This window comes from Neobacillus drentensis (assembly GCF_036965645.1).
Taxonomy (GTDB): Bacteria; Bacillota; Bacilli; order Bacillales; family Cytobacillaceae; genus Neobacillus; species Neobacillus drentensis_D.
The window spans coordinates 3045-15817 of sequence record NZ_JBALPZ010000110.1; the positions used below are offsets into that span (position 1 = coordinate 3045).

At 38.2% G+C, this 12773-nt stretch carries 9 protein-coding genes; all 9 read left to right on the forward strand.

The annotated features are described in order from the left end of the window. Positions 1 to 375 precede the first annotated feature (375 nt). A complete protein-coding gene (locus V7266_RS19640; protein ID WP_335470164.1) occupies positions 376 to 1482 on the forward strand; it encodes a family 43 glycosylhydrolase in 1107 nt (368 codons plus the stop codon). 556 nt (positions 1483 to 2038) lie between these two features. Next, the gene (locus V7266_RS19645) at positions 2039 to 4099 is read left to right on the forward strand and encodes a beta-galactosidase (protein WP_420491461.1); all 2061 of its coding nucleotides are present in this window, start codon (positions 2039 to 2041) and stop codon (positions 4097 to 4099) included. Positions 4100 to 4110: 11 nt separating this feature from the next. Further along, a complete protein-coding gene (locus V7266_RS19650; protein WP_335470166.1) occupies positions 4111 to 4281 on the forward strand; it encodes a hypothetical protein in 171 nt (56 codons plus the stop codon). 62 nt (positions 4282 to 4343) lie between these two features. Then, entirely contained in the window at positions 4344 to 6743 is a 2400-nt protein-coding gene (locus V7266_RS19655; RefSeq protein WP_335470168.1) for a hypothetical protein, read from the forward strand. Between the two features lie 195 nt (positions 6744 to 6938). Then, entirely contained in the window at positions 6939 to 9347 is a 2409-nt protein-coding gene (locus V7266_RS19660) for a glycoside hydrolase family 3 N-terminal domain-containing protein (protein WP_335470170.1), read from the forward strand. Positions 9348 to 9442: 95 nt separating this feature from the next. Continuing rightward, positions 9443 to 10177 (forward strand): SDR family NAD(P)-dependent oxidoreductase, encoded by a 735-nt coding sequence (locus tag V7266_RS19665; RefSeq protein ID WP_335470172.1) that lies wholly within the window; start codon positions 9443 to 9445, stop codon positions 10175 to 10177. Continuing rightward, entirely contained in the window at positions 10155 to 10292 is a 138-nt protein-coding gene (locus tag V7266_RS19670; RefSeq protein WP_335470174.1) for a hypothetical protein, read from the forward strand. The genes V7266_RS19665 and V7266_RS19670 overlap by 23 nt, the downstream gene beginning before the upstream one ends. 32 nt (positions 10293 to 10324) lie before the next feature. Further along, positions 10325 to 11782, forward strand: a complete 1458-nt coding sequence (locus V7266_RS19675; protein ID WP_335470176.1) for a DUF5605 domain-containing protein — start codon at positions 10325 to 10327, stop codon at positions 11780 to 11782. Between the two features lie 274 nt (positions 11783 to 12056). Further along, positions 12057 to 12773 (forward strand): DUF5060 domain-containing protein (locus V7266_RS19680; RefSeq protein ID WP_335470180.1); only part of this gene is annotated, 717 nt, incomplete at its 3' end.

Below are 12773 nucleotides of genomic sequence, written 5' to 3' on the forward strand. Positions count from 1 at the left end.
ATTCAGCTTTTAAATGATCAACGAAGAAATGTGGCAGTAGTATAAATCTTTTTAAGATAATTCACTCTAGAAATTATTAGATAGAAAAACACCCAATAAATGTTAGTAGAGTGTAAATGGAGGGGTTTTCACCTGCCGAATTAAGAAGAAGATCTTCGGAAAATGTAGTGATTGGGGAATAAATGCTTTCTAATTTATACATTTATTTATGAGATATTGAGGACCCTGAAGACTCTATTTTATTCTCCGTCTAAGGGGCAGCCTCCAATTAATATAGACTAGAATTTTTATAACATAACCAAATTTATTGGAATACAGATAACTAGTTTTATGTGAAAATCTAGGAAAAGATAGAAAGAGAGAAGTGAGTATAAAATGAAATATAATTCAATCAGACCAGGACAAATTTGGCTAGATACCGAGGGAAAGCGCATTCAGGCGCATGGGGGATCCATTATAACTGTAGGAGATACTTTTTATTGGTATGGTGAAAATAAAGAAAACACAAAGGCCGGAAATGGAATTTGGCATTGGGGAGTTAAATGCTATGCATCAAAAGATTTGTATAACTGGGAAGACAAAGGAATCATCATTCCTCCTAATGAAGAAGATGAGAACTCTCCCCTGCATCCTTCTCAATTCATGGATAGACCACATATTATTTTTAATGAAAAAACAGGTAAGTTTGTATGTTGGCTGAAGATTATGAAAAAAGAAGGAACACAGGAATCAACGGTTTTGATTAGTGACCATATTTTAGGACCATATACCATGGTGAAAAGTGGTCTCCGTCCATTAAATATGAGTGCCGGTGATTTTGATTTGGTCTTGGCGCCAGATGGAAAGGCTTACTACTATTTTGAAAGAGTTCATAGTGAACTTGTATGTGCCGATTTAACAGAAGATTTCACGGATGTAACAGGTTATTATTCTACTCATTTTCCAAATATCCAACCTCCATATGTTCGTGAGGCACCAGCCTACTTTAATAGGAATGGACTACACTACTTGTTCACATCCGGCACAACAGGATATCATCCAAACCCATCGGAGGTCGCTCGTGCCAAAACTTTTCATGGTCCATGGGAGATTTTGGGGAATCCGCATACAGAGGATCCTACCTGCACTTCATTTAATTCACAGATCACCTCTGTATTTAAACATCCATTTAAAAAAGATTTGTATATTGCATTGGCGGATAGATGGCTTCCAAAGCTTCCGGAGATAATCGGAGAAGATTTTTATAATGGTAATAGGTATCGAACAGTTAAAGAGAGATTTAAATTATTATTTGGCCCGGAAAGAGATACTGTTATACCGGGAGAACCTCAAAAAAAACAGGATTCAGAAAGACAAGAATATGGCCTAGATTTAGATGTTGATACCTCCGTATCAGATTATGTATGGCTACCTGTAAGATTTGATGGTGAGATGGCATATATAGACTGGATAGATGAATGGAAAGTGGAAGATTATGAATAACCGTCAACCAGAGTCGATCGGAGTTGATAAGATCAAACCAAATCCAAGACTTACTCAATTGGACATACTCGAAAACAATTAAATAATAAAGAATTCTATTCCTTTGAAATTATATTCATAGAGTTACGTTTCCATGGGGCCCTTCATTTGTCTGGCTGGGAATGGTTTTTACTGGCTGTGCCGGTTGTACAGAGAGTATCGCGAACAGCGTTACCCGCAAGCTTTCGTCTTTGCTTCTGAGTCGATGTGGTGTTATCAGATGGGACTTGACGTTTTGAGGGATTCCGAGCATGGGAAGTGGGATCGCTTTTACCGGGGGGATTGGCTCACGAATATCAAGAGTACGGTCCATAATAATACACACACTAAGGCGGTTTCTGCGTATTCACGGTGATAGTCCTGATTTCTTTTTGCGTTAAAATCTGATGCCCGAAACGGAGAAGTATATTTATTTGGAAAACACACAACGCAATCCACTTTCCGACGACGAACTTGCCAAAAGGTTGAAAGAACTTTTTTGAAAAAGGTACAAATAAATGATGGATTGGGTGAGATGATGACAAAGTTTCATAGAACATATACTACTAAAGCTAATTTTATGCTTCATGGGGGAGACTACAATCCTGATCAATGGCTAGATAGAACTGATATATTAGCGGATGACATCAAATTGATGAAGTTTGCCCATACGAATACTTTTTCTGTTGGCATTTTTGCCTGGGCTGCATTAGAGCCGGAAGAAGGAGTGTATAACTTTGAGTGGTTAGATAAAATTTTTGATGATATCTACGGTATCGGCGGACGAGTGATTTTAGCCACACCAAGTGGGGCTCGTCCTGCTTGGATGTCTCAAAAATACCCTGAAGTACTGCGAGTTAATTCAGCAAGAGTGAAGCATCTGCATGGCGCAAGACATAATCATTGTTTTACTTCACCGATTTATCGTGAAAAAACTCAGAAGATCAACCGCCTGTTAGCTGAAAGATACGGTCAGCATCCTGCTTTGTTAATGTGGCATATCTCAAACGAATATGGCGGCGAATGCCATTGTCATCTATGTCAGGAAGCCTTCAGAAACTGGTTAAAAGAGAAATATCCTGACCTTAAATCCTTGAATCATGCTTGGTGGGGTCCATTTTGGAGCCACACTGTTACAGATTGGTCACAAATCGAATCTCCTTCTCCAATTGGAGAAAATACGGTAAACGGATTAAACCTTGACTGGCGCAGATTTGTAACCGATCAGACGATTGATTTCTTTGAAAATGAAATTATCCCCATAAAGGAAGTTACACCTGAAATTCCAGTTTCGACGAATTTTATGGCGGATACACATGAACTCATTCCGTTCCAAGCTCTTGATTATAGCAAGTTTGCGAAACATCTTGATGTGATCAGCTGGGATGCCTACCCTGCTTGGCACAATAATTGGGAGAGTACAGCTGACTTGGCAATGAGAGTAGGATTCATAGATGACTTGTATCGCAGTCTTAAACAGCAGCCGTTTATTTTAATGGAATCTACTCCGAGTCTTGTAAACTGGCATCAAGTGAATAAAGCAAAACGACCAGGAATGCATCTGCTTTCCTCCATGCAAATGGTGGCACATGGCTCGGACAGCGTCATGTACTTCCAATGGCGCAAGTCACGAGGTTCTGCGGAAAAATTCCATGGTGCGGTTGTTGACCATGATAATAGCTTGGATAACCGTGTGTTCCAAGAGGTTGCAAAGTTGGGGGGAATCTTGGAAAAGATTTCTGATGTAGTGGGAACAAATCGCCCTTCAGACGTTGCTATTCTTTATGATTGGGAAAGCAATTGGGCCCTTAACGATGCATCAGGCTTTGGTATAAAGACGAAACGGTATCCGCAAACCTTGCAGAAACATTACCGAACTTTTTGGGAAATGGATATTCCTGTCGACGTCATTACCAAAGACCAGGATTTCACCTCGTATAAATTATTAATTGTGCCAATGCTCTACTTAGTAAGCGAAGAAACGATTTCACGCTTGAAGAAATATGTAGCCAGGGGCGGTACGTTAGTCATGACCTACATAAGCGGAATTGTTAATGAACATGATTTAACGTATTTAGGGGGCTGGCACAAAGACCTTCAAGAGATTTTTGGAATGATTCCTGTTGAAACCGATACGCTGTATCCAAATGATCGCAATGCAGTCCATTTCAATGGTAAATCGTATGAGTTAAAAGATTATGCAACAGTTATTCAATTAAATGCAGCTAAAACAGAAGCCCATTATGTGCAGGATTTTTACGCGAATACACCGGCTGTTACAAGCAACGTATTTCAGAAGGGAAAAACCTATTATATTGGCGCCCGGTTAGAGGATGATTTCCATCGTAAATTCTATTCGGCGCTAATAAACGAATTAGCGATTAAACCTGCTGCTTCCGTTAAGCACGGTAAGGGAGTATCTGTACAAGTGAGACAATCCCCTGAGTGTGACTATATTTTCATAATGAACTTTACGGAGGAAGACCAAACCGTCGTGCTTGAATCTGCTGTTAAAGATATGGTCACTGGAGAACAATTGTCTGGTGAAGTTGTTTTAGAAAAGTATCAAGTGAGGATTGTGGAAAAAGAAAAATGTTGAGTCTGTTTAAAATGAAAGGAAATCAAAATCAAAATAAACAGGATGCAGAAAGACAAGAATATGGCCTAGATTTAGATGTTGATACCTCTGTATCAGATTATGTATGGCTACCTGTAAGATTTGATGGTGAGATGGCATATATAGACTGGATAGATGAATGGAAAGTGGAAAATTATGATTAACCGTCAAATCACAACAAGACCATAACTTTTTCGAACAATAAATAGTTAAAGGAGGATATTAAATGAAAACCTACATTGAAAAAAAGGCCAATTTCTTTAAGTCGGCCAAACCTATTTGGCCTCAGGAATTAATGGGGCAAATGAATTATACTTTAGAATTTAGAGCAGTTATTGACATGCAAAGTTTTGAAACATGCAAACTAAAAATAGCAGTCTCTACCATATATAGGTTTTTTATTAATGGACAGTTTGCAGGTTATGGACCTGCAAGAGCAGCAAAAGGTTACTTCCGGGTAGATGAACTCGATATTTACGAGAAGCTAGCTAAAGGTATAAATATAATTTCAATAGAAGTTGCTGCTTATAATGTAGAAAATTATTATATTATGGAACAACCTGAATTTCTCCAGGCCGAGCTGTTGTGTGGAGATGTAGTAATTGCTTCAACTCAAGGTAAGGGTGTTTTGTTTGAAGCAAGATTATGCAATGAACGGGTGCAAAAGGTTCCTTTCAACAGCTTTCTAAGAGGATCGTTTGTTGAATATTATAAGCTTGATTCTCAGTATGCAGATTGGAGAACAAAACAAGATTATGATTTAAAGGCTGTTGAATGTCAAGTAGTACCCGAAAAAACATTTTTGCCTCGTGTGGTTGAATATCCAGAGTTTGCTTTGAGAATGCCAGTTAAAGAAGTTGAAAAGGGTATTTTTGAAGAAGATGAAACAACAGAAGCATCATGGGTAGCGTTTTTTACTGATATGGTTGGCCGAGTTAAAAAGGGATATACCATAAATGAATTCGAAGAGGATCCAGCCATTGACCTACAAAAGGTTAAGTACTGTCAAAAACTCAAAAGCGACAGTTTTCTCACCTGTGACTCTACAACTGAGTTACATAAAGGTTCATACAGAACCTTTGATTTCGGTACCAATTTAACAGGCTTTATCGGTGCCAAAGTAATAGCTAAAGAAAAGACTAAAATTATCTTTATATTTGATGAAAAACTTACTGATGGAGATGTAGACTTCAAACGTGCAGGAATAAATCCCTTTATTGTATATGAACTTGAAACGGGAACATACAACCTGGAGGCTTTTGAAGCCTACACTTTAAGATATTTAAAAGTAATGGTATTTGAAGGTTCCTGTCAGATTAGCAATATTTATCTAAGAGAATATACAAACCCCGATGTATTTAAAGCATCTTTTTCATGTAGTGATACGAAATTAAGCCCTCTTTTTGAAGCTGGTAGAGAAACGTTGCGGCAAAACTCAGTGGATATTTTTATGGACTGTCCATCCCGTGAGAGGGCCGGATACCTGTGTGACAGCTTCTTTACTGCAAGAGCAGCTTTTGATTTATCAGGTAATACCAAGGTAGAAAGACTCTTTTTTGAAAACTACCTCTTGGCAGATAAGTTTGATAAATTACCTGAGAACATGTTGCCGATGTGTTATCCTGCGGATGCTATTGGAATCGTGACCTATTTAAAATCACAATATGGGGATTTTATCCCAAATTGGTCACTCTGGTGTGTAGTGCAGCTTGAAGAATATCTGAAAAGAAGCGGAGATACAGAGCTTGTCGAGAAATTTAAGCCAAAAGTATTAAGGCTGTTTGAGTATTTTAAAGCTTTTGAAAATGAATATGGACTTCTTGAAAAACTTGATGGCTGGGTGTTTGTTGAGTGGTCTAAGGCAAATGACTATGTCCAGGATGTCAATTATCCCAGCAATATGCTTTATGCAGGAGCTTTGGCTGCTGCGGGAAGAATTTATAATATGAATGAGTTGCTTGAACATTCTTACAGATTAAAAGAGGAAATTAGAAAGCAATCTTATAATGGAACATTTTTTGTAGATAATGCAGTGCGTGAAAATGGTGACCTAAGAGTTACAAAAAACAAATCAGAAGTATGTCAATACTACGCCTTTTTCTTTGAGGTTGCTACACCGGAAACACATAAACATTTATGGAATACATTGTTGATTGAGTTTGGACCTAAAAGAAAGGCAACAGGAGCTCATCCCGATGTAGATCCGGCAAATGCATTTATTGGAAACTATTTAAGGTTGGATTTACTCTCACGAAATGGGCTAGGGAAACAATTGGTAGATGAATCCAGCGATTACTTGACTTATATGGTAAATCAAACTGGAACTATTTGGGAGCATGCTGATGATTCTGCAAGCTGCAATCATGGATTTGGATCACATATTGTGTACTGGCTATATAAAAATGGATTAGGTATTAGCGATATTGATGTGTTAAATAAATTTATTTCCCTGAGGTTTGAAGCATCAGACTTGGATTGGTGTGAAGGGAGAGTACCGATAAACAACGGCTTTCTAAGTGTTAAATGGTGGAAAGAAGATAACACTATCTTTTACAGTGTTGAAATACCGGGAGGATTTAATCTGGAAGTGGAAAATATGACCGGTTTATCCCTTGTTCGTAAATAAATGTGATTTTTGAAGTAGTAGAAAATAATCGTAAATATGAGAAGGTGCTGCTGAAAGGCTGATGGAATAATTAACTGCACAGCAGCACTTTTTTTTCAATGAATACACTTATCAATATAATGGAAGATTCTCGAGATACAACTTATAAATTATTAATAGATTTCGCTAAATAACCAATATGCAAGGAGAAAAATGATGAAGAAAACGAGTATAAAATATATGGATTCTTCACTCTCAGCTGAAGAACGTGCAGATGATTTGTTGCAGAGAATGAGTATTGATGAAAAAATGGGGCAGATTGTTTGTTACTTCCCTATAAAACTATCGGATTATGAATACTTAGAAGAAAAGTATAAACATGGAGTGGGGCAGGTTAGTACTCTTGAGATGAGGTCGCTAGACACACTTGAAGATGCTGCAAGGTTCCAGCGTGAAATACAGGAAAAAGTCATGTCGCTAAGTGAACATCGTATTCCGGCCATTTTTCATATGGAAGGTCTTTGTGGTGCGTATGTACAAGGGGCTACCAGCTTTCCTTCAGGGATTGGAAGAGCCTCTTCTTGGGATCCTGAATTAGAGAAAGAAATCGGGAAAATTGTTGGCAGGCAGGAGCGCGCGGTTGGCATCACACAAGTCTTTGCACCGGTATTAGATATATCCAGAGATTCAAGAATGGGTAGACAAGGAGAGACCTATGGTGAGGATCCTACTTTAGCAGCGGCAATGGGCGTTGCCTATACGAAAGGTATTCAATTAGAAAAAACGGGCCATCGACGTTCTGAAAGTGTCGCAAAGCATTTTCTGGGCTTTCATGCTTCTGATGGTGGAATACACGGGACTCATGTTGATATGCCGGCAAGACCTTTACGAGAAATCTATGGGAAGCCCTTCCAGGCAGCAATTACAGAAGCAAATTTAAGAGGAATCATGCCTTCTTATAATTCTATCAATGGAGAACCGGTGTCCGCTTCCAAAGAAATATTGACAGGAATCTTGCGGGACGATATGGGCTTTGATGGAATCACTGTATCAGATTATTGTGCGATTATGAATATTCATGGGGTTCAGAAGGTATGTGAAAGTTATACGGAAGCAGGACTTCGTGCATTAAGCGCTGGTATAGATATGGAGCTAATGATTAAGAAATGCTTTAATGACGAGTTAGCGGAATGGTTTGAAACTGGGAAAGCAGATATTGATATTTTGAACACAGCTGTAAGGCGTATTTTAGCTACTAAATTTAGAATGGGGCTTTTTGAGAACCCTTATGCCTTATCTGGTGAAGAGCTGACAAAGGCTTTTCATTGCTCCAAAGATGAGGACGTTACGCTGCAATCAGCCAGAGAATCACTAGTGCTTTTAAAAAATGATGGTATTTTGCCTATTCAAAAGAATGTGAAAAAAATTGCTGTAATCGGATGCCATGCTTCAGACGCTCGAATTTTCTTTGGAGGCTATACTCATTTTAGTATGGCGGAAGGACTGTTAGCTGCCATTTCTACTATGGCTGGTCTAGAAACAAAGGCAGACGAGAAGAGATCTGTGATGAAGACCATCCCTGGAACCCCTATACAGGTGGATGATGATCCAGCTTTTGAGGCACTATTACAGAAACAAAAGCCAGGAATCAAGAATTTACTCGTGCAATTACGGGAAAGTCTGCCTCAGACTGAAATTGCTTATTCGTTTGGATATCCAGTGGCAGGAAATGATATGTCTGGTCATGAAGAGGCTTTAAGAATAGCCCGTGATGCCGATTTGGTTATCGTTACATTGGGTGGCAAACATGGCACCAGCTCTATTGCCTCTATGGGAGAAGGTATTGATGCAACGGATATTAATCTCCCAATCTGTCAGGAAACCTTTTTAGAAAAATTATCTGAATTGCACAAAAAGGTAGTAGCCGTACATTTTAATGGCCGCCCCATCTCGAGTGATGCAGCAGACAAGTATGCAAATGCCATTCTAGAGGCATGGAATCCTGCAGAGAAAGGTGCAGAAGCGATTACGGATGTTTTACTTGGTAACTATAATCCAAGCGGGAAGCTTCCAATATCTGTGGCACGTTCCGCTGGACAGGTACCTATTTATTACAATCATCCGAATGGCTCCAGTTACCATCAGGGAGAAAGCATAGGTTTTTCCGATTATGTGGATATGCCTCATACACCTAGATATTTCTTCGGGCATGGACTTTCTTATACCAGTTTTGAGTATTCCAATTTGAGATTAAGTAGTACGGAAATAGAACCAAACGGTGTAATCACCATTACTTTTGATTTAGAAAATACAGGTGAAACGCAGGGAACAGAAGTAGTTCAGCTTTATTTTAAGGACCGTTATGCCAGCATGACTAGACCAGTCTTGGAATTAGCAGGATTTAAACGTATTGAACTAGAGCCAGGAGAAAAGCAAACCGTTTCTTTCCAGGTAGAGCCAAGTCAAATGGCGTTTCTTGATCGGGACATGAAGTGGAAAATTGAGGCTGGTGACATAGATGTGCTAATTGGAAGCTCTTCTATTGATATCAGGCTAAAGGACAGCTTTAGAGTTGCATCAGATTTATATATTGACGGTAAGAATAGAAAATTTTACGCAAAATAAAGAAGTTTAATAATAGATTTGGATTCATAGACACGTAGAGATATTTTCATAAGTCCTTAAAGGGAGTTTAAGATGATAGAAAGGGGATATGAAAGATGGATCGAATGAAAGGGAAGGTTGCCCTAGTAACTGGAGCCGGTAGCGGCATAGGTAAAGCTAGTGCAATTCTTTTGGCAAAAGAAGGAGCCAAAGTTGTATTGACGGACATTCAAACAGACACCTTGAATACTACACTTGCAGAGATCGAAGCTTTTCAGGGTGAAGCAATAGGTATTAAACTTAATGTATCTGATGAAGAAGAATGGATTGCTACAGTACAAAAAGCAGTTGGCACGTTCGGCACAATTAACGTTCTTGTAAATAGTGCTGGCATTAGCAGCCAATTAGATACTACGGAAGAATGGAAGCGCCTGATAAACATCAATTTAACAGGGAGCTATTTGGGTATGAAGCAAGTCATTCCCATAATGAAACAAGATGGTGGCTCTATTGTAAACATCGCTTCCCTTGCCGGACTTGTTGGTGGCGGTTTTAACGGTTATACAGCATCAAAAGGAGGTATACGCTCCATTTCTAGAGCTGCAGCAGTGGATTATGCAAAGGATAAAATCCGTGTAAATTCAATTTATCCAGGACTAATTATTACTCCTATGACCGAAGGCATACTCTATCATAATGTGTTGAAGCAAAAATTTGAGGAAAAGACGCCTCTTCCTCGGTTTGGAACCCCTGAAGATATTGCATTCGGCGTATTGTACTTAGCATCAGAGGAATCATCTTTTGTTACGGGTACGGAGTTAGTGATTGATGGTGGCACAACAGCATCTTGACTTTACATCTATTAGAAGAAAAACGTTTGTTGTAAGCTTGGATGTACCACAAGGTTGGAAGGTAGATTTTGTTGGCCTAGAACAATATAAAAATTGGGAGATCAAAATGATTTAATTTCAATTACCAAACTAGATTGGAGTTATGAAATGGAAGACCAATATGTTAAGCAATGGGGACAGTTTGAAGCAGGTTGGGAAGGAACTAATAAAGGAAATCCTTTCATAGATGTATCGTTTAAAGCCATTTTTAAGAATGCAAATCGTGAAGTTGAGGTTAAAGGCTTTTATGCTGGTGAGGGTCAATTTACCATTCGTTATATGCCTGATCAAATTGGAGAGTGGTCTTTTCAAACGGAGAGTAATTTAGAAACCTTAAATCATTTAAAGGGTAAATTCCAATGTATTAAAGCTGGAGAGGACAATCATGGTCCTGTAATTGTTTCTGGTAAAACGCATTTTTCCTATTCAGATGGTAAACCCTACTATCCGTTTGGAACAACTGCATATGTATGGAACTATCAGAAAGAAGAGATTCAGGAGCAAACCTATGATAGTTTAAAAAGTGGTCCATTTAATAAAATTCGTATGTGTGTATTTCCAAAACACTATGATTTTAATCTTCAAGAACCAGGTTTGTTTCCTTTTGTCGGTTCATTAGAAGAGGGGTTTGATTTTAGCCGTTTTGATACCTGTTTTTTCGATAATCTGGAAGAGCAAATAGTAAGGTTAGAAGAGTTAAATATTGAAGTCGATTTAATTTTATTTCATCCATATGACAGATGGGGATTTAAAAATATGGGAATAGAGGTAGACCAGCGTTACCTTTCTTATTTAATAGCTCGTTTGGCTTCTTTTCGAAATATTTGGTGGTCATTAGCGAATGAATATGATCTCATTGAAAGTCGTCCGATGGCTGAATGGGATGATCTGTTTAAATTAATTCAAAAAGAAGATCCATCACAGCACTTAAGATCGATTCATAATTGGCATCGTCCAGACAATCGCAGTAATACGCATTGGTATGATCATAGTAAGCCGTGGGTAACACATGCAAGCATTCAGCATCCTGATACTTCCATGGTTATGGATTTACTAGAGTTATATGAGAAGCCTATCATTTTTGATGAATGTCGATATGAGGGAAATTTTAATCATGGATGGGGAAATCTCACTGCTGAAAGAATGGTTCAATGTTTTTGGGAAGGTGTTTCCCAAGGCGGTTATGTTACACATGGTGAGACATTTATGAATCCTAATGAAATTATTTGGTGGTCCCATGGAGGTAAGCTTTATGGCGAGAGTCCAAGCCGAATTGCCTTCTTGCGATCTATCATCGAAGATGGACCAGTAAAAGGGTTAAAGCCGTTTAATTTTGAATGGACCGTTTTTGCAGGGAAAATAGGGGAGGAGTATTTACTTGCCTATTTTGGTGATAGTAGACCTTCTTCTAAAGTATTGCCATTTTCGGAAAACGAGAGGTACAAAATAGAAGTTATTGATACATGGGAGATGACCATATCGCATTTAGAAGGAGAATTTACAGGTGGTTCAACTATTAATCTTCCCTCTAAGCCATATATTGCGCTAAAGGCGATCCAAATATAATAAAGCAATTAATAGATAGAATATGAACATTGTACTTTATTCTATTTAAAGAAGGGTTTTTCTCCATTTAGGGGGAATCCCTTTATATTTTTTAAGATTTATGATTCACAACAAACTTCAATAAATATAGTAGAAATTTTATAAATTAAATAGAATTGTTGAAATACATGACAAGTTGTATTATGGAAAAATAGTATATGAAAATGTAGTAAAGACAACGGGGAAAGGTCCACAAAAACCACAAAAGAGTCAAAAATAGAGAGGAGAGCATTATATGAAAAAAATAGAAAAATATAATATATTTGAGGGAAGCGTTAGAGGCACGGAACCATCTAAATCAAACGTTAAGGTGGATTTTACTGGAACATTCAGAAAAGATGATAAAACGGTTAAAATTAACGGATTCTACAATGGAAATGGTGAATATCTAATTAGATTTATGCCTGATGAAGTAGGTATATGGCATTATGAGTTAAGTCTAAAAGCGGAAGAAGAGATTAATGAATCTGGTGAATTTGAATGTATAAGAGAAACGGGAAATAATCATGGGCCTGTTGTTGTGAATGGTATGAATTTTCAATATGCCGATGGTACAAGATATATTCCCTTCGGAACCACGTTATATGCTTGGATTCATCAACCAAGGCAGCTTATTGAAAAGACAATTGAAACACTCTCCAAAAGCCCATTTAATAAGGCTCGTATGTGCGTATTTCCTAAAAGTTATACGTATAACACGAATGAACCTGAGTTTTTTCCTTTCGAAAAAAATGGAGAAGGAAAGTGGGATGTTAATCAGCCAAACGTTGAATTTTGGAAACATTTGGAGAGTCAATTATCAGCACTTTCCAATATAGGTATTGAGGCAGATTTAATTTTGTTCCACCCATATGACAGATGGGGATTTGCGGACCTAGGCAGAGAGGATGATCTAACTTATCTTGATTATTGTGTAAGGAGGCTGGCAGCCTTCAGAAACATTTGGTGGAGT

Excerpts from the sequence above, each read along its gene's own strand:
- V7266_RS19670 (WP_335470174.1), top strand. The coding sequence starts at position 10,155 with ATGGTGGCACAACAGCATCTTGACTTTACATCTATTAGAAGAAAAACG.
- V7266_RS19650 (WP_335470166.1), top strand. The coding sequence starts at position 4,111 with ATGAAAGGAAATCAAAATCAAAATAAACAGGATGCAGAAAGACAAGAA.
- V7266_RS19665 (WP_335470172.1), top strand. The coding sequence starts at position 9,443 with ATGGATCGAATGAAAGGGAAGGTTGCCCTAGTAACTGGAGCCGGTAGC.
- V7266_RS19675 (WP_335470176.1), top strand. The coding sequence starts at position 10,325 with ATGGAAGACCAATATGTTAAGCAATGGGGACAGTTTGAAGCAGGTTGG.
- V7266_RS19645 (WP_420491461.1), top strand. The coding sequence starts at position 2,039 with ATGACAAAGTTTCATAGAACATATACTACTAAAGCTAATTTTATGCTT.
- V7266_RS19655 (WP_335470168.1), top strand. The coding sequence starts at position 4,344 with ATGAAAACCTACATTGAAAAAAAGGCCAATTTCTTTAAGTCGGCCAAA.
- V7266_RS19660 (WP_335470170.1), top strand. The coding sequence starts at position 6,939 with ATGAAGAAAACGAGTATAAAATATATGGATTCTTCACTCTCAGCTGAA.
- V7266_RS19640 (WP_335470164.1), top strand. The coding sequence starts at position 376 with ATGAAATATAATTCAATCAGACCAGGACAAATTTGGCTAGATACCGAG.